The sequence below is a fragment of the Terriglobales bacterium genome (assembly GCA_035624455.1).
GTDB lineage: Bacteria > Acidobacteriota > Terriglobia > Terriglobales > Acidobacteriaceae > DASPRM01.
Genome location: DASPRM010000075.1, coordinates 117,123 through 143,496 on the forward strand (window position 1 = coordinate 117,123; position 26,374 = coordinate 143,496).

Below are 26,374 nucleotides of genomic sequence, written 5' to 3' on the forward strand. Positions count from 1 at the left end.
ACTCAGGCTAACAGGGAATCTACATATTATGGCCTCCAAGCTTCAGGAGTTCACGCGGGCGGCCTCGGAGGTCGACCCGCATGACCGCGAACAAGTGTTCGACGCCTTCCGCCGTTGGGGTTATCTACAGGCACAGCTGGATCCTTTGGGTCAGTATCTTCTTCCCCAGCCAGTTCCGGAGTTGGATATCCCAGGCGAATTAGCCCAGGAAGCGCGTCGTTATTATTGCTCTACCGTTGCTTCCGAGTTCATGCACATTGCGGATTTGGGTCGGCGGCAATGGATCCAGGAACGCTTGGAAGCCGAACCTGCTGCTATCGACCAGCATCGGATCTTTGACTTGCTATTGAGAGCCGACCTGTTCGAGCAGGTCATTCAGTCGCGCTATCTCGGCACCAAACGCTTCTCGCTGGAGGGGGTGACTGCCCTCATTCCTTTTCTTTGGGAAGTGATCAACTGCGCCGCTGACCGGAATGCCCAGCAGATCGTCCTCGCCATGAGTCATCGCGGGCGCCTCAACGTAATGGTCAACATCATGGGCAAGTCCCCCGTGGATATCTTTTCCAAGTTTGAAGATGTCGATCCCCGCAGCGTCCTCGGCGGAGGAGATGTGAAGTATCACATCGGAGCCACCGGGACATTTCAGACCGCTGACGGCAAGAGCCTGAATCTTCACCTGGTTTCGAATCCAAGTCACCTGGAAGCCGTCGATCCTGTCGCTATGGGCCGCACGCGCGCCAAGCAGATCCGGTTAGGTGAAGATGGCGGGGAAAAGGTGCTTCCGGTGATCATGCACGGCGACGCCGCTTTCGCGGGACAGGGTATCTGGGCGGAAACGCTGAACCTTTCGGGCGTGCCCGGTTTCTCAGTCGGCGGCGGGATTCACCTGATTGTGAACAACCTCATTGGCTTCACCGCGGAGCCGCCGGAATGCAATTCCTCTCGATTCTCATCCGATCTTGCCAAGCGGCTGCCGATTCCCATCTTCCATGTGAACTCGGAAGATCCCGAGGCCGTGTTACGCATCGCTGCTTTAGCCGTCGAATACCGTTACACATTTAATACCGACGTTGTCGTAGATCTCATTGGCTATCGCCGCCATGGGCACAGCGAGGTTGATGATCCCACCATCACCCAGCCTCTGCGTTATGCGCGCATCAAGGATCACCCGCCGCTGTATCAGATCTACGCTCAGCGCATCGGGGTCGATCCCAAGCCCGAAGCCGAACGCCACCAGGCCCAACTTAACGAAGCTCAAAAGAGAGCCACCGCGGCTAAGAAGATGCCGGTTTTCGCCCAGCTTCCGGAGTACTGGAGCAAGTACAAGATCGGCTGCTTCAAAACGGAGTACGAGGTCGATACCGGAGTCCCAGCAAACAAGCTGGCCGCGATCACCGACGCCGTCACTGAGTACCCCGCTGATTTTGCTATTCACCCCAAGATCAAGAAGCTGCTGGAGCAGCGTGCGGAGATGGGACACGGCAAGCGTCCCGTGGACTACGGCATGGCCGAGGCTCTGGCCTTTGGCTCGCTTCTATTGGAAGGAACGCCCGTGCGTCTTAGCGGCCAGGACAGTCAGCGCGGTACTTTCAACCAGCGCCACAGCGTTCTGATCGCCACCGACAATGAGCGCCGCTACCTTCCGCTTGAACATGTCGCACGCAATCAGGCGCGCTTCGAGGTGTACAACTCAATCCTCTCCGAGGCCGGTGTGCTGGGCTTTGAATATGGATACAGCCGCGACTTTCCCGAGAGTCTGGTCCTCTGGGAAGCGCAGTTCGGTGATTTCGCCAATGGTGCGCAGATCGTCATCGATCAGTTTATTAGTTCTGGCGAAGATAAGTGGGGATTGCCATCCGGTGTAGTCATGTTGTTGCCGCATGGATACGAAGGACAGGGACCGGAGCACTCCAGCGCCCGCATCGAACGCTACCTGCAACTGGCTGCCCGCGACAACATGCAGATCTGCCAACCCTCGACCGCGGCTCAATATTTCCACTTGCTCCGCCGTCAGGCAAACCGGCCCTGGAGGAAACCACTGATCGTGTTCACCCCCAAGAGCATGCTGCGGCATCCCGATGCCAACTCGCCGCTTACTGACTTCTCCCGGCCGCGTTTTCTAAACGTGCTTCCGGAGAACGAAGTGCAAAATCCAGAGCGGTTGCTGATATGTACGGGAAAGATTGGTCACGAACTGCGCATGGAGCGCAAGAAGCGCAAGGATGATCACACAGGCATCACTTTTATCGAGCAGCTCTATCCCTGGCCGGAAGCAGATCTTGCTGTAGAACTTGACCGTCATTCGCAGGCCCGCGAGATTGTCTGGGTACAGGAAGAACCGGCCAACATGGGTGCATTGTGGTACGCCGTACCGCGTTTGCGTCGAATCGCGCGCGGCCGTCCCGTGCTGACTGTTAAGCGCTCAGCCAGTTCCAGTCCATCGACCGGCTCTGCCAAGGCGCACGAGATGGAACAGAAGACGTTGATCGAGTTGGCCCTGGGAAGCAAGGTGAGCTAAGGATATTGTCATCACGAAGGCCGCCGCATGCGGCCGAGGGATCTGCAGGTTGCTGATATCATTGCGCGCACACCGGCTAGTTCTGCACCTTCCCATTGTCTTGCTGAGCCTCGTCTGGCAGGCCGGCGCTGCCGAGCAACCCATCCCGCAGGATTCCGGTCCTGCTGGTCTTCAGCAGGCTCTGCGCAAGCTTCAGACCACTGCTCGTCTGATGCACACCATCGCCCACCCCGATGACGAAGATGGTGGCATGCTGGTGCTCGAAACCCGTGGCCACGGCGTCACCGCCCTGCAACTCACTCTGAATCGCGGTGAGGGAGGGCAAAACGCGATCGGCAGTGAATTTGGAGACGCTCTGGGTCTTCTGCGGACCTTGGAACTGCTGGCGGCCGACAAGTACTATGACGTCGAACAACGCTTCACCCGTGTAGTTGACTTCGGATTCTCCAAGACTCCGGAAGAAACTTTTCAGAAATGGCAAGGGCACGATGTAGCTCTTGCTGACATGGTCCGCGTGATCCGCACCTTCCGGCCCGACGTGATCATCACCCGCTTCCAGGGTGCTCCCCGTGACAATCATGGGAACCATCAGGCATCGGGAATTCTCACCCGTGAAGCGTTCCGAGCAGCCGCTGACCCTACTCGCTTTCCCGAACAGATCCGCGAGGGCCTCCAGCCCTGGCAAGCCAAAAAGCTGTATATGGATAATGTCCGCGCTGGCGAAGACTGGGATGTAAAGATCGACCGCGGAGCTAATGACCCCGAACTCGGTATGTCCTACATGCAGTTTGCCTGGCAGGGACTGAAGCATCAGCTGTCGCAAGGCGCTGGCCACTGGTCGGGCCCCTTCGGCTCCGGTGTCAGCTACTACAAGCTGATCGATTCCGTCCTACCTTCGCCAAAAGACACGCACCAGCAGGATTTCTTCGATGGAATTGATACTTCTCTCCCGGAGTTAGCCGGACGGCTTGGCCAGGATCAGAACAAGGTTCCCTTCCTGCGTTCCGCACTCGCGGAAGTTGCGAAAAATGCCGATGCCGCCGCGCTCGCAAGCCGCAATGGAGGCGATGTGGCACTTCCGCTTCTGGAGGGCCTGCGCGAACTCGATCAACTGCTTCCGCGTATCCAGTCATCCTCGCTCACCTCGATCGAAAAGGCTGATCTGGCCGTGAACCTTCAAACCAAGAAGCAGCAATTCGAGTACGCTGCGAATCTCGTGCTAGGAGCCAAACTCACCGCTTTGGCCGAATTGCCGGCGATGAAGTTCGTTTCTACGCCCGAGGAACAGAATTCGCTGATGGCAGTGCCCGGGGAGATCCTTCCCCTGCGCGTAAAGCTCGCAAGCTCGTCACCAGTTTCCATTAGGGATGTTCAACTCGAGCTTCCTCCCGGGTGGAAATCTCGAAGGCTCGCGTCGGGAAATTCTCGGGAAACACGATTTGAGGTAAGCGTACCCTCCGACACTCCGTACACGCGCCAGTACTGGCACCGGGATAAGCCTTCCGACGCCGTTTACGTCATCGATGATCCCCGCTATGCCACACTTCCACTCACCCCACCACCGGTTCACGTCCGAGTTCAGTATGACTACAAGGGTTTGAAGGGAGGGATCGAGTGCGATGGGCAAGTTGAGTTGCCCCAACCTCACACGCTGGCAGTTGGACCAGCTATATCTGTTGCGGTATCACCCCCGACTCAGATCATCCGGGCTGGCGGCAATACAATGGCGTCGCTGGAGGTGGATGCCTTCAGCAATGTCGCAGCAGCAAAGCCCATAATTTCGGCGGCGCTTCCTAACGGATGGAAAACAGAGCCCGCCACCAACCTTGCTGATCTTTCCAGGCCGGGAACACCACGGAATGTCGCTTTTTCATTACTGCCCGCTTATGCCTTGACCAACACCAATTCCGCTTCCAGTCCCAAAGACGGTTTCCATCAGGTCCGTGCGGTTGCGAACTATCAGAATCATACTTATGCGGAAGGCTACGAGACGTTCTCTCGCAGTGACCTTGCAACCGCCTATTTCTTTCGCCCTGCAATCCAGGAAATTAGCGTCGTGAATGTCAAGCTGCCCCGCAACCTGAAGGTGGGCTACATTCCCGGCGCTGGTGACGACATTCCGACCGTCCTCAAACAGATCGGCATGGATGTCACCCTCATCGCGCCCGACGAGTTGGCCAGGGGCGACCTGAGCCGCTACGGCACAATCGTAGTTGGCATCCGCGCGTACGATACGCGTCCCGAGGTTGGCGCTCACAACCCGCGTTTGCTCGATTATGTCTCCAAGGGCGGAACACTCGTGGTGCAGTACAACCAGAGTGCCCCAGATTTCAATGCCGGCCACTTCACTCCCTACTCCAGCGAGGTGGCGCGGGATCGCGTGACGGACGAAGACGCCCCGGTTGAAATACTCGTGCCCTCCGATCCCATTTTTCATTTTCCGAACCAGATCAGCCCACACGACTTCGACGGCTGGGTGCAGGAGCGGGGACTCTATTTCATGCACCAGTGGGACGCTCATTTTGAGCCATTACTCGCCTCGCATGACCCCGGTGAAGGGTCGATGAAAGGTGGACTGCTGCGTGCGCATTACGGCAAGGGCCTATATATCTACTCGGGATATGCTTTCTTCCGCCAGTTGCCTGCTGGAGTGCCCGGCGCCGTTCGCCTCTTTGTAAATCTGCTCGGTGCGGGACATGAATCCTCCGCCCCCACCTACGCCAGCGCAGACGAGTAACCCCGATCATGCCCGATACCCAACCTGTGACGGTATCGTCGGGAGCCGGCAAAGTTGAGCAACCCCATCTCATTCGCGGAATCGGCCTCGGCGAAGCCACCGCGCTGAACATGATCGACATGATTGGGGTTGGGCCGTTCATCACCTTCCCCCTCATCATCTCTGCCATGGGTGGACCTCAGGCCATGCTGGGCTGGATTTTGGGTGCCTTCTTTGCCATTTGCGATGGCTTGGTATGGGCTGAGTTGGGCGCGACTATGCCGGGTTCGGGTGGATCGTACCGTTATCTGAAAGAAATCTACGGACCCGAGCGCTGGGGCCGGTTGATTTCATTCCTCTTCGTCTGGCAGCTTTCCTTCAGCGCGCCGCTTTCGATCGCATCGGGCTGTGTAGGCCTGGCGCGTTATTGCGCCTTCCTCTGGCCGGGACTCGAAAAGCTTTGGATCAGCCTGCCCTTGCATTTCCCGACTCTCAATGGATCGTCTGAGACCTCATTTCGTGTTACCGGAAGCGCGTTTGTTGCCGTCGGCGTCTGCCTGCTCGCAGTCTGGCTGCTATATCGCCACATTACAGCCATTGGTTCTCTTTCCAAGCTTCTGTGGGTGGGTGTTGTCGGCACCATGGCTTGGGTAATCTTTGCTGGAGTAACACACTTCAACTCTGCTCGGGCTTTCGACTTCCCCGCCGGGGCCTTCTCCCTGAGCCGAACATTCTTCAGCGGGCTGGCTTCTGCAATGCTGGTAGCTACTTATGACTATTGGGGTTACTACAACGTTTGCTTTATTGGTGACGAAATCAAGAATCCTGTTCGCAACATTCCCAGAGCTCTTATTTATTCAATTCTGGCCGTCGCGGTGCTGTATATCGTGATGAACATCAGCGTTCTGGGGATAATTCCCTGGCGGGAACTGAATTCAGCTGCAAAATCTGAGTCACGTTTTTACGTTATGTCCGTCTTAATGCAGAGGACATACGGAGCTTGGGCTGCCAATCTCATCACGGTCTTGATTATGTGGACCGCCTTCGCCTCCGTGTTCTCGCTCCTGCTCGGTTATTCCCGCGTCCCATACGCCGCCGCTCTCGACGGCAACTACTTCAAAGCATTCGCTCGGCTTCATCCGCGCTACAACTTCCCATACATTTCTTTGATCTCACTGGGTGCCGTCGCGGCCGTATTCTGCTTTTTTCGTCTGGCGGACATCATTGCCGCCCTAGTGGTAATCCGAATCATGATTCAATTCTTTGTGCAGGCGATCGGGCTGATTGTGCTGCGCGTCCGACGACCGGAGATGCCGCGCCCGTTCCGTATGTGGCTGTACCCGTTGCCGGCGCTGATTGCCTCACTCGGCTTTCTCTATATTCTTTCTGTGCGCGGGCGGGAAATCACCTATGGTCTGGTAATCCTGCTCCTGGGCGTAATCGTTTACATGGCCCGGTCTTGGCGGCGTGGCGAATGGCCGTTCGCCGCATCGCTCGAAAGCACCGGAACAAGCTGACTGTGGCGGGTGGAAATCAGGCATAAATGGCCGAAACTGGTACACAACTGAACGCGTTGCCGCTCATCAAGCGACGCCTCTCGGCCTGGGACCCGCTTCGAGAGCCATTATTTCGATCGCTGTGGATTGCCGCCGTCGCTTCCTACACCGGCACCTGGATGCAAAACGTCGGGACCGGCTGGCTTATGGCCTCTCTCACCAACTCTCCCGTGATGGTCGGGCTGGTGCAGGCTGCCAGTTCCCTCCCCGTGTTCTTGGTAGTCATTCCCGCGGGCGCGCTCGCCGATATGGTCGACCGCCGCCGTCTGCTCATCCTGACTCAATCCTGGATGGTAATCGCAGCTGCGGCCCTTGGCATCCTCACCATCTTTCAGGTGGTGACGCCCGGTCTGCTGTTGCTGTTCACCTTTCTTCTCGGCCTAGGTGCCGCCACGAATGACCCGCCCTGGCAAGCGATCACCCACGAGATGGTTTCGGAAGAGAATTTTCCAGCCGCGGTGGCGCTCAATTCGGCAGGCTTCAACGTAGCCCGCGCCGTGGGGCCCGCCCTGGGCGGCCTTATCATCGCCGCCTGGGGCTCGGGCGTGGCTTTCCTGATCAATGCCGCTTCGTTTTTTGGCGTGATCTGGATTCTCTATTGCTGGAAGCGTGTTCCGCACGAAGATCCCATGCCCGCCAAAGATGTTTTCGCCGCCATCCGCACTGGTTTTCAATACGCGCGCCAGTCTTCTGCTATGCAGTCTGTCCTGATTCGCACTGGCGTTTTTAGCCTCTCGGCGACCGCACTCTGGGCGATGCTGCCGTTGATCGCCAAGCCCTATGGATCGATTGGCTACGGCACGATGCTGGCGTTCTTTGGAGTGGGCGCGCTCGCCGGAGCCGCCATGCTTCCTCGGTTTCGTCGTGCATTTAGCGTCCACAAGATGGTGACGTCAGCCACAGTGTTATACGCTGCGGTCACTTCCGCCTCCGGCTACCTCGGCAGCTTTTGGGCGCTATGCATTGTGCTGTTCGCGGGAGGCGTAGGCTGGATCATTATCCTGGCCAGCCTGAATGTGTCCGCTCAGATCTTGTCGCCAGTCTGGCTGCGCGCCCGCACGTTATCCATGTACTTGCTGGTGCTGCAAGGAGGCATGGCTGCCGGCAGCGCATTCTGGGGCGGAGTTGCGGGGCGCTTTGGAATCGCGAACGCACTCTCAGCGGCGGCCGTGGCTCTTGTATTGGGCGTGTTCGCCAGCCGCAATCATCGCCTGCGGGCCGACCAGGCAGACTTTCCCGCTTCGCCAGTAGTTGAGAGCTGATCAGCTCAGGTTCTAATTCCCCGCGTATTCAAAGCGAACGCGACGGTTCTTGCTCCAGCACTCATCGTCCGTTCCCGGACAAACCGGATACAGCTGTCCCCACCCTGTTGCAAATACGATCTGGCTTTCTGGAACACCGTGGCTGAGCAGGAACTTCTTCACGTAGTCCGCTCGCTTTTGTGAAAGCACCAGGTTGTAGATCAGCGTGCCACGCGATGATGCATACCCATCAATATAGATCTTAATATTCGGGTGAGCCTTGAACCACTCCGCATCCGCCTGCAGAGCAGCTTTGTCATGGGGTTCGTCGTAGTCATTCCATGCAAACATCACTTGCCTGACCGATTGGTTGAAATCCGCCTGTTCCGGTCCAAAAAAAGTTACCGGAGTGGACCAGTCATAAAACTGAGCAGATGCGCTTATAGAGCTTAAAACGAGCACTAGCACGATATAACAAAGCGCCGAGAGCCTCATATCTCCAGCTCCTTTCGAGTGCAAGAACAATGACCGATTTCGCATTTATAGCATCGAGAGCCCAGGATCCTGCCACAGAATGTACTGGGTGTTTGTTAATGTTCCGTTACAGATTCCGCTCGCATCTCCCCTCGAGCGAGACGGCGCCCCTGCCAGTGTCAATCCACGTAAAGCGCCGCCGATCCTCCCACCCACTCCAGATTCCGGTTGTGATCCACTCCCATCATTTTGCCTCGCCCCATGCGCACCAGGCCCATGACCGGTAAAAGCCGATCCAGCCAGATGTACATGATTCGCACCTCCGCCTGCGTCGGACCGTGCGGAGTATCGATCACCGGAGTGAAATTCATTTTCTCCTGGAGAATATACTGCGATCGCAATGAGTGAGGTATCGCCTGGAGATCGGCATCCGTAGGAGCAAACACTATCCCTGCCCCCGCAAATGAGTACACTGGCTTGAGAACATAATTTTCGCGGTCTTGAGGGACTTGCTCGAGTCGATCCAAGAACCATGTCTTGGGCACGCATTTATGCCGCAAGTAGGGGATAGAAAATTTGCTGATGCGGAAATACCAGTTCGGGTGTCCCGCCCACTCCACGTCCATCTCATCACGATAGTCAAAAGGAAGCTGCACATGCTTGCGTACCAACTCGTCCACGATCGTCCGGTTATAGATCCGTTGGATTGGAACCAGTTTGCCGTTGTCGCGATAGTGCAGCCGGTCACCTTGCTTCACCACCTCGGTGATATTTACCGTCCGAATGCCACAGATTCGTCCAGTCACCAGGAAATCGGGCAGGGTTTTCTGGTGTAAGGGATCAATCTCCAGGAGCACGACTTGTTTTGGATCGTGATTGCCTACGATCGATCGCCGCAGCAGGGCCCAGTAGCCCTCGTCGTCCATACCGAAGAACACCTTCAGCTCTGACGATAGTCCGTAGCACTGGATGTATTGCCGGGAAACCACCTGCTGGTAGGCATACAACGAGGGAAACGCCTGCAATTCCACCAGCCAAGGCTGCAATTGTCCCGCTGCATCGCGAATCAGGCCGAAATCCACTTGCACGAATAACGGATGCGCATCGTCGTTCGGCACCCGAAAGGCTGCAGGAATCGACGCTTCCGACTTGGAGCGATATTCGGGACTGTCCACAAGCTGATGAACCAACTCATCGCCGTAACGCGCCATTTTGTCGAGCAGTGGCTTAGGGAAAAAGCAGGGAGTCTCGCTCACGCGGAATTCAACTTTGGTTCCGCATTCCTGGTTCAACTGGCGAATAAAATTCTGGTATTTCTCTGGCGTGTAGTTGGCGTTGAAATGCTGACGCAGTTCGGGAATCATCGCCCGCACCCGCTTTATTGCAGCTCGGAAGCTACGCCTCGATCAGGAATTGACCACGCCGCATGATCGGCAGACCATCCACCCAGATGTCGAAGTTCGTTCCCACGACATCAATGTGCGTTGAGGAGTACCAGTCGGCTCCCGTATGCTCGCCATAAGGATTGCCAAATGCGATATGAATTCCTGGCAGCTTTTCGTCCTGCAGGATATGCCCGATCACGCCCTTTAGCTCAATATTTGTTCCAATGGCAAACTCGCCCACACGATCGCTGTTCTCGTCCGTGTGGGTGTACCGCCAGAAATCGTTTTCCAGTTCCTTGTTGTCGCTGAACGCCTCGGTCAAACGATTTTCTTTGATTCGTATGGTCAGCGGATTCGCTCGCAGGTTGCCGAATTTCGAACACAGATAGTCGCCCACCACGCCATCGATCACAAAGGTTCCGTTCACCTCTCCCGGTGTGGTGAACACCTCTCCACCGGGCAGGTTTCCCCACTTTTCCGGACTGATCAGGCCACTGGTCTTGAGCCAACGATAGTGAGGGTTCAAATCGGCATGGATATCGGTTCCCGCTGGAGTCTTGGCATCAATAGCCTTTGCTCGGCTCACGAGTTGCCAAATTTTCATACTGATGCGATCGACCCTCAGAAAATCTGCCCGCATACCTTCCAGCATTATTTGCCGGTTGATGTTGACCATGTGCGCGTGGCGCATCTTTCGCCGGTTCACCACTTCTGTCATCTGCATGCGGGAACGCAACTCGTTCGTCTGTACCTGCGCAGCGAAGATACTGACCTGGCTGGTTTCCATGTCGCCCAGGATTTCCGGGGGCATGCCACTCAGCGGCCGGGTCGCAACCTCTTCCAGGACAAAAATGCTGAGCGCCGATCCCACACCCTGGATCTCGCGCGCCAGGGCACCCGCGATCTCCCGGCACGCCACATCGGTAATCAGCGTGACCTTCTCCTGCGGCTGTATACGCAGGCACACGTTCACTGCATTGCGGGCCCCTATGGAAAGTTCAGGATCAAACTCGAGGGTTGCCAGATTGCTTAGTGTCTCTTTCGACTGAATCATGCACTCCGTACTTTACGCGCTAGCCGGGATGGACATGGTGTCTCTTTCGCAGAGGCCGACCTTTGTCTCCTCTACCATGTAGTCCACTACCTTCTTCAAATCACCTGTTTCCTTGAAAACGTTCAACTGGCGATCAGCTCCGGTCCCCATCTCCAGGATGCGGTAAATGTAATTGATTTGCTCTCGTGAATCTAATTCATCCACTACATCGTCTACAAATTCAAGATACTCGTGTATAAGCTCGCGTTCTGGAACCTCGATCTGCTTGCCGAAATCGATCAGCTTGCCATCCAGGCCATAGCGTGAAGCCCGCCACTTGTTCTCCATCAGCAGCGCACGGCCGTACTGTCGAAAAGTCTGGTTCTGCGAATGCAACTTGTACAGCTTGGCGATAGTCGCCTGAATCAGCGCTGCCAACGCGATAGTTTCGTCTAGCCGCATCGGCAGATCGCATACCCGGATCTCCAACGTGCTAAAGAAAGGATGCGGCCGGATGTCCCACCAGATCTTCTTGGCGTTATCAATGCATTTTGTCTTGATCAACAGATTGACGAAATTGTCAAACTCCGCCCAACTCGAGAACGTGTCAGGGATGTTCGTGCGCGGAAACTTGTCAAACACTTTACAGCGATACGATTTCAGCCCGGTGTTCATTCCCAGCCAGAACGGGGAGTTGCTGGAAAGCGCCAGCAGATGCGGTAGGAAATAACGTGCCTGGTTCATCAGGTGGATCGTGGTTTCGCGGTCTTCCACTCCCACGTGCACATGCAAACCAAAGATCAGGTTCGCGCGCGCTACCAGTTGCAAGTCCTCTACTAGCGTCCGATAGCGCTCATCGGGATAGATCTCCTGGGTGCGCCAGTCAGAAAACGGATGCGTAGCCCCGGCAGCTACGAGTAACCCATTCTCCTGTGCGAGACTAATCACCTCTCGCCGTAATTTCTTCACTTCTTCCCTGGCCTCGCGAACATTCTTGCAAACTCCAGTGCCGACCTCTACCACCGACTGATGCATCTCCGCCTTGACCCGCTCCTCCATCCGCAGCTTGCCCTTGGAAATGATCTCAGCCTGAATATGCGAACGCAGATCCCGAGTCTCCGGATCGATCGTCTGGTACTCCTCTTCAATTCCGATCGTGAAACTGGGTTTCATTTGTCGTTAGACACTCACCACGGATACCATTGATTTCTACGGATTTCTGTTACTCAGGAGTCGGGATTTCCTGAATCAGTAAACATCCGTGAAATCCTTGGCCGATTCAACTCGTTGCCTGCTGCCGAACTCCAAGTTTTGTCTTCGGAGCTGGATTTCTCTCAAGCATTTTTTTCGGAGTCTCAGAGCCTGACTCGCTCCTCACCCCACTCAAGAACCGCGCCCAACCATATTCCGCAGTTGGCCTTTCATCGCTAGATGCTTTCTTCACCGCCAACTCTGCGACATGGTCCACTATCCATGTGAAGTTCTCCGCACCTACCGAATGGTAATCAGCGTCCGGCGCCGGATTCATGAAATCGATGGCATACGGAACGCCGTTCTCCACCGCGAACTCCACTGTATTCAGATCGTATCCCAGGGCACGGCAAAGCGTGAGTGCATCTTTTTCGATGCGTGCGATCAGCTTCGCGTCCGTATGCTCCGGTTGCCTCACGTAGCGCTCATGATGCGGTGCCCTGGGGTTGTACTGCATGATATGGACATGCTCCCGCCCCACTACGTAACACCTAAAGTATTCCTTGAAGTTCACCGCCTTCTGTAAGGTCATGCAGAGATCGCGCGTCTGATCATAAGCATGAAAAAGTTCTTCTGGTGAGTTGACCTTGTAAACGTCCCGCCAGCCACCGCCATTGAAGGGCTTCAGAAATGCCGGGAAACCCACATAGTCAAAGACCTCTTCCCAGTTCATCGGATAAACGAGATTTCTCATCGATTGATCCGTTGTACCCGGCGGATGCTGTTTATGCGGCAGAATGACAGTAGGCGGAATCGCTACCCCAAGCTTTTCTCCCAATGCATAGTTGAAAAACTTGTCGTCCGCGCTCCACCAGAAAGGATTGTTTATGACTATTGTCCCGCTAAGCACGGCATTCTTCAGGTAGGCGCGGTAAAAAGGAATATCGTGCGAGATGCGGTCGATGATCACCCGGTACCCGCTGGGGTCGGCCATCCGAACCCCACCGATCTTGACGAACTCCGCCTTTACATCCGGCACGCCCATGGAATTGATCTTCTCCACCACCGCGCCGGGAAAAGTATTCTCCATGCCAAAGATAATGCCAATCTTTTTCACGCCTCACCCCAGTTGTGTTGTCACATTGTAAGGTAACCCTAGTGGGAAATCATGGCCAAATCAGTTGTTTCACCACTTTTGCGGTTCTTCCACCCCAGTTTTATGGAAAATATGCGCGCGCCATCTTGTGCCACCACGGCCAATCGTGTCCGGTTCGATCCCCCCATACGTCAAGCCGATGATTCATCTGCTTGCTGCGCATGGCGGCTGCCAGTTTTTCGTTCTGGTCCCAGCACATGTCGTGCTCTCCGGTCGCCAGGATGTAGAAATTTCGACGATACCGCTCCAGGTACCACGGATCACCCATATTAGGCAGAAAGTGCGGGGGGCAATTGAAGTAGCAATCGTCATCGTAATAGCCATCAAGAAACTGCTGGATATCGAATGCCCCGCTCATGCTCACGCAGTGCGTGACCAGATCCGGGTGGCGCAACGCAAAATTCACCGCGTGATATCCCCCAAAGCTGCATCCTGTTGTCGCCAGCAGGTGGGAAATATTCTTCTGTCGGACCAAGGGCAGCACCTCGTGCAGAAGATAGTCCTCGTACTGCATGTGCCGCACCACACGCCAGCGAGGATGCGCCCCGCGGTTATACCAGCTCTCACTGTCGACACTATCAACGCAGAATAGTTGCATTCGGCCTGATTCAATCTTGTCCCAACTCGCGCCCACCATTCCCCGATCTTCATATTCGTAAAACCTTCCCTGGGAGGTCGGGAACACCAGGATAGGCAAACCCGCGTGTCCGAAGATCAGCATCTCCATGTCGCGGTTGAGTCGAGGCGAGTACCACTTGTGATATTCGCGGTTCATGCTTGACGTAGCTTCCTCGCTTATGGAAGTTCCATAGTTTAATCTGAGATTATCGAATCGGTGCACCACTCCTAGCGGAGGAAGATCAATCGGCAGCGCACGGCGCGCCTGAACCAACCCATGGTTGCCAAATTTCTCGGTTCCGCCAGCACAGACACCCTGACCTCATCTGCAGAGCCAAGAACCACTGACCTACGTAAACATCCCAACTTTCAGTCGCGGCTGCTCCCCGGCGACCGCGAGCTGATTGTTTATCTCCCTCCCGGATACGATCAGCATCCCAAGCAACGCTTTCCCGTTCTTTACCTGCATGACGGCCAGAATCTCTTCGATGAAACCACCTCCTACGTCCCCGGCATGGATTGGAAGGTCGACGAAACCGCCGAAGACCTCATTCGGCGACAGCAGATCCAGCAGCTTATCATCGTGGGTATCTACAACGCCGGTGTGCACAGGGTAGACGAATATACGCCTACGAAGGACCCCAGGCTCGGAGGCGGCCGCGCCGATCTCTACGGTCGCATGCTGGTGAAGGAGATTCGCACCTTCATCAACTCTAAATATCGAACGCTCCTAGGTCCCGAAAACACGGGCCTGGGAGGCTCTTCCCTGGGTGGCCTCGTCAGCCTCTATCTTGGCTTGCAGTACCCGAACATCTTCGGCAAGCTCGCGATCCTGTCACCCTCCGTCTGGTGGGGAAATAAGGCCATCATTGGAATGATCAAGAAAGCCGATCCACGACCTGGTTTCCGGATTTGGCTCGACATGGGCAGCAAAGAAGGCACCAAATCCTTGAGTGATGTCCGTTTGCTCCGTCGAACCCTGGTAGCCAAAGGATGGATCGAGGGACAAGACCTTCACTACGAAGAGGTTCCAGGAGCAGTTCACAACGAGGCGGCCTGGGCAGCCCGCGTAGGACCCGTGCTGCGCTATCTGTTTCCTCCAATTTAGTCACATTGAAACCGGATCAGCCTTACTGACTCCTACGAAGTGTCCGGCTGCCGTCAGTATGCCCGCCATCTTCGGCAACACCATTCCGACTCCCTGTGGATTGCAGGCGGGAACCAGCTACGTGGCCCAGCCTTACTGAAATTCCTCACGTCTTCCGTTTCAATTACACTGTTGAACATGAATCATCTGATCCTTGCTGCCGCCGTGGTCATTGGCTTGCATGCTCTTCCTACTCTCGCTTCCAGTGCGGAGTTTGGTCCCGACAATCCGTTCTTTGCCCCCAGCAAGCTGCCATTCCAGGCGCCTCCGTTCGACAAAACTAAAGATGAGGATTACCAGCCTGCATTGGAAGCCGGAATGGCCGAGCAGCGTAAAGAAGTTCAAGCCATCGCGGATGATCCCGCGCCGCCGAGTTTTGAGAATACGTTTGTCGCCCTGGAAAAGAGTGGTCAACTGTTGCGGCGGGTGCAGTCGGTTTTCTTCGCCGTCGCGAGCGCGAATACCAATCCAACCCTGCAGAAAGTCAGGTCCCTCGAAGCGCCTAAACTCGCCGCCCATCAGGACGCGATCTATCTTGACGCCAAGCTCTTTCGGCGGGTCGAGAGTATTTACAAAGAACGCAAATCACTCAAGCTCGATCCCGAATCGTTGCGCCTGGTCGAGTATTACTACGATGAGTTCGTGCATGCGGGCGCGAACCTGAGCGAGTCGGACAAAGCTGAACTCAAGAAGCTAAACGAAGAATTAGCCACACTGTCCAATTCCTTTACAACCAAGCTGCTTGCTGCCACAAAAGATGCTGCTTTCGTCTCCACCGACAAGGCCGCCTTGGCCGGCCTCCCCGAGGCGCAAATCAACGCTGCCGCCAAGGCGGCGAAGGATCGCAAGCTGGAGGGCTTTGTCATTCCTCTGCAAAACACGACCCAGCAACCGGACCTTGCCGAACTGAAGGCTCGTGAGAGCCGCCGGGCGTTGTTCGAGAATTCCTGGAAACGCGCGGAACATGGTGATGCCAACGATACTCGTGACACCATCGCCAGGATTGCACAATTGCGCGCCCAGAAAGCCAAGCTTCTAGGGTATCCGAACTTTGCCGCTTGGAAGCTCGTAGACCAAATGGCCAAAACGCCGGAAGCGGCGTTGAAGTTCATGGACGCGCTTGTCTCTCCAGCCACTGCAAAAGACGCCAGCGAGGCACAGGATATCCAGGCGGTGATCGACAAACAGAGTGCCGGGTTCAAGCTTCAGCCCTGGGATTGGGACTTCTACTCCGAGCAGGTACGCAAGGCTAAGTACGATCTCGACGAAGCCCAGATCAAGCCTTATTTCGAGTTGAATAATGTGCTCCAGAACGGTGTGTTCTATGCCGCCAACCAGCTTTACGGGCTGACTTTCAAGGAGCGCAAAGACCTTCCCGTGTACGCTCCCGAAATGCGCGTATTCGAAGTATTCAACGCCGACGGTAGCTCTCTGGCTCTCTTCTATTGCGATTACTTCAAGCGCGACAATAAACAAGGCGGGGCCTGGATGAACAACTATGTGGAGCAGTCCAAACTGCTGGGCACCCTCCCTGTCGTTTCAAACGTTGCCAATTTTGCCATGCCGGCTCCGGGAGAGCCTGCGCTCCTCTCCTCGGATGACGTCCGAACAATGTTCCACGAATTTGGGCATGCGCTGCACGGCATGTTCGCCAACACCCAATACCCCAGCCTTTCAGGCACGGCAATCGCGCGCGATTTCGTTGAATTTCCATCGCAGTTCAATGAACATTGGGCGACTTCTCCCGCAATTTTCCAGCGCTACGCCAAGCACTATAAAACCGACGCACCAATGCCTGCGGAATTAGCAGAGAAGATCAAGAAGTCCATCACTTTCAACAAGGGCTACGCGACCACAGAGGCGCTGGCCGCCGCTCAACTGGATATGAAGTGGCACACGCTTCCCGCAAGTGCAACACTGCAGAAGCCCGATAGGTTCGAGTCAGAAGCGTTACAACAGACCGGTCTCTCTATTAGCTACACCCCGCCGCGTTATCGTTCGAGCTACTTCGCCCACATCTGGAGCAGTAGTGGATATGCTGCAGGCTACTATGCCTATCTCTGGACTCAGATGCTGGCCGATGACGCGTTCCAGTGGTTCGAAGAACACGGCGGCCTGACTCGTGCGAATGGGGACCGCTTTCGCGAAATGGTGTTGTCCCGAGGCAATACTGAAAACCTCGAGAGAATGTACGTCGACTGGCGCGGCGCCAAACCTACGATTGAACCAATGCTGAAATATCGTGGTCTGGCGGTAGCCGGCTCCCGCGCCGCCTCCAAGTAAATGAGGCTTTACCGCGTTTACTTCTCGGGTCGCTCACCAATTGCGGTTTTGGAAGCGAGGATACTCAGTGTGTTGGCTTCTCTTGTGGTGGGTGGTACGCCATGAAGTCTTGCTGAAAACGCCGGCTGTAGCCCTCAACCAAAGCCTGCACCCGTTCCGGGCTGGATGACTTGACGATCAACCCTGCATGATGCTCTTTATTCATGCGCCAGACGATCTCGGAATCGCAATATTCTGACGTGTCGGGCCACTGCTGCCGGGCTAGTGAGATCACCAGACCGGCGGAGTCCTTTTTCGCAACCGGTACATGATAGGGATTCTTCCCCGCGACAACCTCGATTTTCGCCCATTCTGCCCAGAGATTGATTCCTGTGGCGGCTTCGACCAGCTCAGCAATGTGCGCCCCTCCTACCCTTGCAGAAGTCTCCAGGAAGTACAGCCTGCCCCCATCCCACGCGCGGATAAATTCACTATGCGATACGCCACGAACCAGGTTGAATGCCTCCAGCACTCGCTCATTCAGCTCCGTCAGTTCCTTCTCTTCGGGCGAGCCGGGTGGGATTGTTCGCGTAGTGAACACGCCCCCGCCATGCGACACATCCATAGGCGGTGTACCGTACCTGCTGGCTATTGAGAACAGGAGCTTGCGTTCGTAGATGATGCTATCCACGTGATAGATGTCGCCGGGGACATACTGCTCCAGCAAGTAGAAGGACTGCTGATCACCCAGTTTATCTATTGCTTGCCACAATTCCTCGGCACTCGTGATTTTCTTGATCCCGATGGCACCCGCCTGCGAGCGTGGCTTCAGCACCCAGGGCGGCGAAATCCCGTGAACAAAATTCCTCAATTTCTCCCGGTTAAGGACGTGGATGAAAGGGGGGACAGGCAGGTCTTCGTCCTGTGCTTTGGCCCGCATCGCCAGCTTGTCGCGAAAGTAGCGTGTAGTCGTCTCGCCCATGCCCCCAACCCGAAGGTGCTCGCGTAGAGCGGCAGCAGTCTCCAGATCAAAATCATCGAGCGGAACGATTCGGTCGATGCTTTCCTTCTTTGCGAGGTCACTCACGCCTAGGATCGCGTCCTGCAGGTTCCATTTCCTATCCTGATCAGGCAGATAGAAAATTTCGTCGATGCTCTCCCGTGGCCACTCTTCTTTTTCCAGACTCTGCGATGTAAGCAGCAGGACTCGGCATCCCTGGCGCTTACATTCCCGCAGGAATTCTGTGCCTTTGTAGTAGCTGGCCAAGCAAAGAACCGTCAGATTCGCGGGCTGCACCATGAGTAAGGCCGCAATCCTGCTCCCCGATGCCCGCTCCTGTCAATCACCTGGGCTCTTTCACTCAGGCAGCAGGCTTCTCGCATGGCTGCCCACGCTCGTACAGAAATGAATCCTGGCTGGGGTCGGGCAACGAAGATGGCGGATCACTGGCGGGAAACGAATCCGCCAGCGTCTTGTCCATCATTTTCTCCTTCCGTTCCTGATCGTCGCACTCGTCGATTAATCGGTCTTCCGGGTCACGAATTTGATCTTCGTCTGGCAACATTTCACACCCCACAAGGATTCCTCAGCTCTGGTTGGTGGATGACGTATCGGCCGAATGAGTTATTTACTTTTTTGTGTCGAAATAGCTGAGTCGGGTTGGAAGCCGCTGCCGTTCGAAGTGTCAGAGGAATGGGGCAACTTGCCGCCGAGACGCTTAAAAATCGGTTCAGGAATCGAGCGAACCGCGAACATGATGTATCGCCAGATGGCCGGAGTGTAGAGCACTTCAGGCGAGCGTCTCTTCAGCGCCCGGCAAATATCTCCCGCCACAACGCTGGGACTCGACATCATTGACTTGCGGGCAATTTGAGCCGTCATTGGGGTATCCACCGGCCCAGGCTTAATAGTAATAACCTGCACGCCGGAGGGGTGCAACCGGCTGCGCAGGCCCTGCAAAAACAGACTCAAACCCCCTTTAGCAGCTCCGTAAACATAGTTTGATCTCCGTCCACGATCGCCAGCTACTGATGTGATGGCCGCTATACAACCCCACCCCCGCGGCTCGAGGTAGTCGGCAAACAAGGTCAACAGCGCCGCTGCGCTGGTGAAATTCGTGTTCAACTCAGCCATTGCCGCAGACAGGGAGTGCTGGCATTCCTGCTGATCTGAGAGTGTGCCATATGCCAGCAGCACGGTATCGAAATCAGAAAATTGCTGGTCGGCAAAGCCTACAACCGCCATATGCTGAGCAGGCTCGGCCAAGTCCGCGCAGAAAGTTAGAACTGAACCCGCACCGCGCACGCGCAGATCCGCTTGTAATTCCTGCAAGCGTTGCGGAGAGCGAGCAACGAGCAGGAACTCGGTACCATCTTTCCCCAGCAAGCGCTCGACTTCCTGTGCGATGGCCGAGGTGGCCCCGAGCACCACGATCTTTTTGATCAGGCTATTCAAACGCAACTCTTCGCCAAAACGACGACGAGAATTTGGGATCAACGTAGGATTCGAACCTGCGCCATTCCGGAAAGGACTGCCGGAACATTGTCCGGCTCATGCGACCATCTTTAGCGGGATACAAGGCGCCACCGCTTTCCAATACAACATCGTCGAGAGTCTGCATCAGGCGCAGCGTGCTCTCCCCACGCATCGCAAAGTCCAACGCCAGGGTGAGACCGGGCCGCGGAAAAGAAATCATGCCTGCCGCGGGAATCGAACCAAATCGCTTTATCACTCCCAGAAATGAACCCATTTGTGAGTCGGCTATCAAACCCAGCAGCCGCGCAAAAACCCCGCGCGCGGAATCCGGAATCACGCACTGATACTGCAAGAACCCCCGCTTGCCATAGATGAGATTCCATTGTCGTATCGAATCCAAGGGATAGAAAAATGGTTCGTAGGAGAGCAGGGAGCGACGACGCTTCAGAAAGTTCCGCCGGAAGTAAAGTGAGTTGAACCATTGAATCGTTCGCCGGCTGAGCACCCAGTCGGGAAATGCGACTGGCACGCGCGGAGCTCGCTTCCTTGGTATTTCAAGCCCGCCAGCCGCAGCATGATTTCCACGAAAGAAAATCCCTCTAGGTTGCGGTGTAGAAAAGCAATCGATCCAGGCCACCGTATATTCGAAATCGGCGTCGCTTTCTGAGGTTAGCGTCAGGAATTCATCCAGCGACTGAAAAACCAGCGTATCGACTTCAATTTGGCTGCTCTCGATCCGGCGCAGCTGAATTTCCGCCCATACGATCACTCCCGTAAGACCCAGTCCCCCAATCGTTGCCCGAAACAGACCTGGGTTTTCTTCTGGAGTGCAGATCAGAAGATTCCCATCCGATCGCTGCAACCCGAGCTTGCGAACATGATGACCGAAGGTCCCGGCGCGATGGTGGTTCTTCCCATGCACATCGTTGGCTATCGCCCCCCCTACGGTAACGAATTTCGTACCCGGCGTAACCGGTAGAAACCATCCATGCGGGACAGCGATGGCCAGAATCTCAGCCAGGCTGACACCGGCTTCGCAGCATATCAATCCGGTTTCCAGATCGAAACCCAGAAAGCGGTTCATGCGAGAGCAGTCGATCAGGTCTCGTCCTTCGTTCAGACAGGAGTCGCCATAGCTCCGCCCAAGACCGTAGGGGAGAACAGAACCGGTAGATGCGCGGCTCAAAACATCTGGAAGTTGATCCGGCCAGTAGACTCGATGCACGGCGCGGTGCCTTACCTGCGGAAATCTGCCCCAGGAGTAATAATCCGCTACAGGTTTCGTTGCATCTAGGCCAGTGGCGTTGGGAATTTCGAGCGAGCAGGTGTCCATTTCACGCCCGCTTCATCATGCTGGCGACGAGAACGACAATAGCCGCCAGAGCTACGGCATAGCTCACCGGATCCCGCATTGCCAGTGTAATCGGATCTTCGTGCAGTTCGCCGCGATGCGCTTTGAGCCACACCCGGCTCAGCCAGTAAAGAATGATAGGACACAGCAACAGCAGCGGCGCAGGCGAGCGGTAGAGCACGACTACTTCCGGACTGTGTACGTACAGGCTGAAGATCACCACCGCGGCAAAGCTGCTGCCGATCCCCAAGCTCATCAGCACGTCTTTATCGCCGGTGATATACCCCCGTCCAGAGTTGCCGCTATTCACGAGTTGCTCGGCATTTACCAGTTCGGAATAGCGCTTGGCCATGGCCAGACTGAGAAAGAAAAACAGCGAGAACGGCAAGAACCACTGCGAGAGCGGCACCGATTCAATCAATGCACCTGCCAGAATGCGTATGCTGTAAAAGCTCGACAGCACAAACACGTCCAGTAGCACGATCCTCTTTATCTGCAGTGAATACCACACTGTCAGCACTGCGTAGATAAACAGCACCATCCCAAACTTCAAGCTCAGCAGGAAACTAAGACCTAGCGCGGACGTTAGGAGTACAAAAGATATCGCAAGACCGCCGGGGATGGAGATCTCTCCAGCGGCAAATGGCCGTTTACTCTTCCAGGGATGGCCACGATCGGAGTGCAGATCCAGCAGATCGTTGAGGATGTATAACCCTGAAGCGCAAACTCCGAATAGCACAAAGCCCAGCGCCGTGCGCATCCACTGCAACGCAGACACGCGATGTGCCAACCCCAGCGGAAGAAACAAGAGCAGATTCTTGAACCAGTGATGGCCTCGCAAGGCACGGATCCAGGTGCCCGCGGAAGGTTGCCGATGAGAAAAGACTCTCTTGACCTCGGTCATCTGCGCAGCTTGCTCGGCTAGACGCGGACCCCCTACGACGTATGCCGCTTGCGCTCCATCCCAGACTTCCAGATCTGCGCTGGAGTCGCCGACATATTCGAAACCATCCTTCCCGAAGAGTCCCTGAAGGAATTCGGCTTTCTGCCGGCCCTTCAGGTTACATTTGCCGTCGCTGGCATACACCTGATCAAACAGACCCAGATGCTCGGCCACACTTCTTGCCAGGCGCTCGTCTGCGGCGGTTATAAGCACGACTCTCCGCCCTGACAGGCGTTCCGCACGCAGAAATTCGAGCAACTCAGATCGATATGGGAGGGTCGCGACATTCAACTCCGTGTGTCGCGCCAAGTGCCGCTTCACGCTGGCCTTGCCTCGAAGCAGCCAATAAGGCAGCAATACTAGCCACAGAGGTTTCCGTTTCAATAGCAAGAGGATGCACTCCCAGAGTAGGTCCCCTTTGACCAGTGTGCCGTCCAGATCCACGCACAGGACCGGCTTGGAGCCGTGATCCACAGTGGCTTGCGTGGAGGACTTAATGGAGGAGACATCCATAGCCTGAGACATCGTCAGACAAATCCGGATCGTTTAGGGCCGCTTACCGTCACGGTAGCACAGTTGAACGCATCGATACTTAATCACTAAGGCACTAGAACCCTTGGTTTGTTGACGCTGCCAAAACCCCGTGCCACCATGAATTGGAATCCATTCCCATGACAAGTAACCCCTCGAACGAGACCCAGTCGCCGTCTTGGGCTGCGCTCTCGCGGCATTTGCAGCGGCCAGCAATTTTCCTCCTGATTTTGGCCTCCCTGACGTTTGTGGTTTATTACAGCGCCCTCTCATTCCAGTTCGTTTGGGATGATCTGCCGCAAATCCTTAATAATCCATTGATTCGCTCCTGGCATTCGGTGCCGCGCGCCTTCACCAGCGATCTCTGGTTTCACACCGATCGAGGCCAAATCTACTACAGACCGCTCTTTGTGGTCTGGTCGATTTTGAACTATTCCGTGTTTGGGCTGAAGACCTGGGGATGGCACCTTGGCGCAGTCCTGCTGCACATGATCGCGGCTTGTGTCGTCTACCTGCTCGTACGCAAGCTGGGAATGGAGCATTGGACTGCCGCCCTGGCTGGCCTGATCTTTGCCTTGCATCCCGTCCACATTGAATGTGCATCGTGGGTGTCGGCCGCTTCCGACACCATGGTCACGATCTTTTACATGCTGGCGTTCATCGCCTTCCTCCAGAGTCGGAGCAGCAAACAAAACAAGATTGGCTGGACAGCGATATCACTTTTACTGTTGGCCTGCGCGCTGCTGACAAAAGAAATGGCGGTGACCTTTGCTCTAGTAATCGCCGCTTATGTATGGCTCTTCCCGCCCGAAACTCTAGCTCGCGCACGCTGGCGGAAGATTGGAAACGCAGCACTAGCAGCTTTGCCCTACGTTGCTCTTACCGTTGTCTACGTGATCGCCCGCAAGATCGCGCTACATCGAACCCCGGCGCAGTTTGATCCCTTTCACAGCGATATCGATGTACTGCTCACACTACCCCTTGTTCTCGCCAATTACCTGAGAATCCTGTCCTGGCCGGTTGGACTGACTTCACTTTATTACACCAGCTATATAGAGTCCCTAGGCTTCCGCAATTTCTTTCTCCCGCTGTTGCTGCTCGTTGCTTTCGCTGGCCTGATCTCGTATTGGGCTCGCCGAACCGGAGATCGTGTAGTCAGCCTGGCCGGACTCTGGACGATCGTCACTCTGATTCCAGTCCTTTATTTGCGAGCCTTTGGAAACGGTGACTTTGTCCGTGATCGCTATGTTTATCTCCCTTCCGTCGGATTCATCATCCTGACAGCCAAAGCCATTCGCCTGTTGCCCAACTTGGGCAGCCTGAGCGCACGCACCGCACAAGTTGCCGCGAGCGTTGCTTTGGCCATTGCTCTGGCCGTTGGCTGCTTACTTCAGCAGGTCTATTGGGCAAACGAACTGCTCGTCTTCTATCGCGCGTATTCTCTTTACCCTAAGAACATGGAAGCGATAGTTGGTCTGGGGGCAAGTCTTCTGAATGAGGGCGGTGCCCCCGATCGTGCCATAAGCCTGCTCCGGGAGGCGATACGAGAACACCCAGACTTCGCACCAGCATACTTTTCGCTCGCCAAAGCCTACGTCTATGTGGGACGAAAGGCAGATGCCGAAAAGGCCTTGATGATGGGTCTCCGCTGGGCGCCCCAGGGGTTCAAATCAGTAGGAGGTCGGGCCGATCTTGCCGGCCTTCTTGGAGAAGTAGGCGACTACGATCATGCGGTAATTGCTTGTTCCCAGGTCCTTCGCGAAGAGCCCAATCTCTATTCAGCCTTGTACAACTGCGGAAATATTGATTTTATGACCGGTCACTATGTTGAAGCTGAGCAGGTTCTGACGCATGCCATCCAAATCGCGCCTGATCAGGGAGCCCCGAATTACTATCTCGGCCGTTCATTTCTTGAAACCGGCGAACCTGTAAAAGCCGAGTTCCACCTGCGAAAAGCCGTTGCCCTCGATCCCAATATCGTCGACAACCACTTCTGGCTCGGGCGTGTTCTGGAACAAAACGGAGACCTCAACGGCGCCCGTCGGGAATATCTGCAAGTCTTAAAGCTCAATCCTGACCACGTCGGCGCGAAAACCCGACTTGCGGCAGTGCAGGCAAACCAACCCCCGATTGGCGCAGGCCGATGAGCCAAGCAACGATTTCGATAATAGCCGAGCAGACGGAGAGTCGAATCGATCAACGCATGGTCGTAATGACTGGCGTGGCGCTGGTAAGTTTTGCCAGTCTGCTGCTCGAATTGGCGATGACTCGTCTTTTCAGCGTTGTGCTGTTCTATCACTTTGCCTTCTTTGCTATTTCGGTAGCGCTGCTCGGACTCGGCTCAGGAGGAGTTTTCGCCCATATCCGCCATGACTGGCTCAGGCGATTCGGGACTAGACAACTTGGCGCCCGTTTGTGCGCCCTTAATTCAATTTTCATTCTCCTGGCGTTAGAGCTGGTACTGCGCATCCCTGTGTCTTTGCAGGTCAATGGCGAAAATTTCGGAAAGCTCACAATTATCTACTTAGCGACGGCGATCCCATTCTTCTTTGTGGGCCTGTTGTTCTCCGTACTCTTTGCGCGCTCCAGCGAACAGATTTCCTTTCTTTACGGCGCCGATCTCCTGGGAGGAGCGTCAGCATGCCTGGCCGTCGTTCCACTGCTTAATTCTGTAGGTGGACCCAATGCTCTTCTCTTGGCTTCTGTGGTTATGGCCATCGCGGCCGCCGTTTGGTCAACAAGGTTCATCTCCCGAGTCGCCTGTGTCAGCTTGGCAGCTGGGTTTTTGTTCCTTTTGGCCGCAAACTCTTCCGGCAGGTGGATTGACGTCGTGTATGCGAAGGGCGTTTGGCAGGATCGACAGCGGATTGAATTCGCCAAGTGGAATGCCATATCTCGCATCGAAGTGGACAAGCAGCGGGACGGTCGTTACATCCTGATCGATGCGGACGCAACCACGGCGATCATGAATACAGATCCGGCGTTGTGGGATAAGGAACAGAAAAATCATCCCACGCCCACGCTTATCGGATTGCCGGCAGAATCAATGTTCAATTGGAAAAAGAGCCTAATGGCTGCGCCTCCTGCCATCGCCAACGTGCTGCGTCCCAACGGGAGTTTTGCCATCATCGGGCCGGGAGGTGGCATTGACGTGCTCCGCGCTGTAGCCAGCGGCAGCCCCAGCGTCACTGGCGTTGATATCAATCCGATAATTGTGAATGACGTGATGCGGGGACGATACGCGGAATATTGCTCCCATTTGTACGACCGGCCACAGGTACACATTCACATTCAAGATGGACGCTCTTATATCCGCGCTTCGAAAGCGACCTACGATGTTGTGCAAATGACTCTGGTAGACACCTGGGCCTCAACCGCAGCCGGTGCTTTTGCGCTCAGCGAAAACAACCTGTACACCGTCGAGGCATTCCGGGAGTACTTCAGCCATCTCAATCCCGACGGCTTCATCGCCATTACCCGCTGGGAATTCAAACAGCCACGCGAGGCACTACGGGTGGTCTCGCAAGCTATTCAGGCCTTGCATGAAGATGGTGTTTCCGACCCACGGAAAAATTTCATCGTTATAGCTGATGGAGGACTAGGCGAAGATGGACGCCCGGTAGCAGTGTTGGCAAAAAAGTCCCCGTTCACCCCGGCCGAGTATGCGGCCGTTGCGCAACACATTCATTCCTATCCAAACCTTATTTGGCTGAATCCGTCGCGCGAATACTCCGATTTGCAAAAATTGTCGCCGGGCGCTGCGGTTTTTGAGGACT

General features: G+C 55.5%; 19 protein-coding genes. 8 read left to right on the plus strand and 11 right to left on the minus strand.

Annotated features, from left to right (window positions below):
• Positions 1-28 precede the first annotated feature (28 nt).
• The 4 genes from VEG30_08430 to VEG30_08445 are packed head-to-tail and all read left to right on the plus strand — an operon-like array spanning position 29 to position 8,052.
• Positions 29-2,518 (plus strand): 2-oxoglutarate dehydrogenase E1 component, encoded by a 2,490-nt coding sequence (locus VEG30_08430; protein ID HXZ79941.1) that lies wholly within the window; start codon positions 29-31, stop codon positions 2,516-2,518.
• A gap of 49 nt (positions 2,519-2,567) precedes the next feature.
• Positions 2,568-5,255 (plus strand): PIG-L family deacetylase, encoded by a 2,688-nt coding sequence (locus tag VEG30_08435; GenBank protein ID HXZ79942.1) that lies wholly within the window; start codon positions 2,568-2,570, stop codon positions 5,253-5,255.
• An 8-nt stretch (positions 5,256-5,263) separates the two neighbouring features.
• Positions 5,264-6,751, plus strand: a complete 1,488-nt coding sequence (locus VEG30_08440; protein ID HXZ79943.1) for an amino acid permease — start codon at positions 5,264-5,266, stop codon at positions 6,749-6,751.
• Between the two features lie 26 nt (positions 6,752-6,777).
• The gene (locus VEG30_08445) at positions 6,778-8,052 is read left to right on the plus strand and encodes an MFS transporter (GenBank protein HXZ79944.1); all 1,275 of its coding nucleotides are present in this window, start codon (positions 6,778-6,780) and stop codon (positions 8,050-8,052) included.
• A gap of 12 nt (positions 8,053-8,064) precedes the next feature.
• On the opposite strand, the gene VEG30_08450 is transcribed toward VEG30_08445, so the two are convergent.
• From VEG30_08450 to VEG30_08475, 6 genes are all read right to left on the minus strand, one after another.
• A complete protein-coding gene (locus VEG30_08450; GenBank protein HXZ79945.1) occupies positions 8,065-8,526 on the minus strand; it encodes an OmpA family protein in 462 nt (153 codons plus the stop codon).
• A gap of 158 nt (positions 8,527-8,684) precedes the next feature.
• The gene (locus VEG30_08455; protein ID HXZ79946.1) at positions 8,685-9,869 is read right to left on the minus strand and encodes a hypothetical protein; all 1,185 of its coding nucleotides are present in this window, start codon (positions 9,867-9,869) and stop codon (positions 8,685-8,687) included.
• A 31-nt stretch (positions 9,870-9,900) separates the two neighbouring features.
• Complete coding sequence (locus VEG30_08460; GenBank protein HXZ79947.1) at positions 9,901-10,944, minus strand: aminopeptidase; 1,044 nt, start codon at positions 10,942-10,944, stop codon at positions 9,901-9,903.
• Between the two features lie 12 nt (positions 10,945-10,956).
• Positions 10,957-12,096, minus strand: a complete 1,140-nt coding sequence (locus VEG30_08465; protein HXZ79948.1) for a carboxylate-amine ligase — start codon at positions 12,094-12,096, stop codon at positions 10,957-10,959.
• A gap of 106 nt (positions 12,097-12,202) precedes the next feature.
• Positions 12,203-13,231 carry a hypothetical protein gene (locus VEG30_08470; protein HXZ79949.1) on the minus strand — a complete coding sequence of 343 codons (1,029 nt, stop codon included), beginning with the start codon at positions 13,229-13,231 and terminating at the stop codon, positions 12,203-12,205.
• 100 nt (positions 13,232-13,331) lie between these two features.
• Positions 13,332-14,045 (minus strand): alpha/beta hydrolase-fold protein, encoded by a 714-nt coding sequence (locus tag VEG30_08475; protein ID HXZ79950.1) that lies wholly within the window; start codon positions 14,043-14,045, stop codon positions 13,332-13,334.
• A gap of 120 nt (positions 14,046-14,165) precedes the next feature.
• On the opposite strand from VEG30_08475, the gene VEG30_08480 reads away from it, so the two are divergent.
• Both VEG30_08480 and dcp read left to right on the plus strand, forming a co-directional pair.
• Complete coding sequence (locus VEG30_08480; GenBank protein ID HXZ79951.1) at positions 14,166-14,996, plus strand: alpha/beta hydrolase-fold protein; 831 nt, start codon at positions 14,166-14,168, stop codon at positions 14,994-14,996.
• 177 nt (positions 14,997-15,173) lie between these two features.
• Positions 15,174-17,318 carry a peptidyl-dipeptidase Dcp gene (gene dcp / locus VEG30_08485; GenBank protein ID HXZ79952.1) on the plus strand — a complete coding sequence of 715 codons (2,145 nt, stop codon included), beginning with the start codon at positions 15,174-15,176 and terminating at the stop codon, positions 17,316-17,318.
• Between the two features lie 64 nt (positions 17,319-17,382).
• On the opposite strand, the gene VEG30_08490 is transcribed toward dcp, so the two are convergent.
• The 5 genes from VEG30_08490 to VEG30_08510 form a co-directional block, all read right to left on the minus strand.
• Complete coding sequence (locus VEG30_08490; protein ID HXZ79953.1) at positions 17,383-18,597, minus strand: ATP-grasp domain-containing protein; 1,215 nt, start codon at positions 18,595-18,597, stop codon at positions 17,383-17,385.
• Between the two features lie 61 nt (positions 18,598-18,658).
• Positions 18,659-18,862, minus strand: coding sequence for a hypothetical protein (locus VEG30_08495; protein HXZ79954.1), 204 nt, complete (start codon positions 18,860-18,862; stop codon positions 18,659-18,661).
• Positions 18,863-18,921: 59 nt separating this feature from the next.
• The gene (locus VEG30_08500; protein HXZ79955.1) at positions 18,922-19,752 is read right to left on the minus strand and encodes an SDR family oxidoreductase; all 831 of its coding nucleotides are present in this window, start codon (positions 19,750-19,752) and stop codon (positions 18,922-18,924) included.
• The gene (locus VEG30_08505; protein ID HXZ79956.1) at positions 19,745-21,106 is read right to left on the minus strand and encodes an FAD-binding oxidoreductase; all 1,362 of its coding nucleotides are present in this window, start codon (positions 21,104-21,106) and stop codon (positions 19,745-19,747) included. Before VEG30_08505 ends, VEG30_08500 begins: the two co-directional genes overlap by 8 nt.
• A gap of 1 nt (position 21,107) precedes the next feature.
• Positions 21,108-22,592: a UbiA family prenyltransferase gene (locus tag VEG30_08510; GenBank protein HXZ79957.1), complete on the minus strand. Its 1,485-nt coding sequence runs from the start codon at positions 22,590-22,592 to the stop codon at positions 21,108-21,110.
• Between the two features lie 146 nt (positions 22,593-22,738).
• On the opposite strand from VEG30_08510, the gene VEG30_08515 reads away from it, so the two are divergent.
• Positions 22,739-24,745: a tetratricopeptide repeat protein gene (locus VEG30_08515; protein HXZ79958.1), complete on the plus strand. Its 2,007-nt coding sequence runs from the start codon at positions 22,739-22,741 to the stop codon at positions 24,743-24,745.
• Positions 24,742-26,374 (plus strand): hypothetical protein (locus tag VEG30_08520; GenBank protein HXZ79959.1); only part of this gene is annotated, 1,633 nt, incomplete at its 3' end. The genes VEG30_08515 and VEG30_08520, both read left to right, overlap by 4 nt.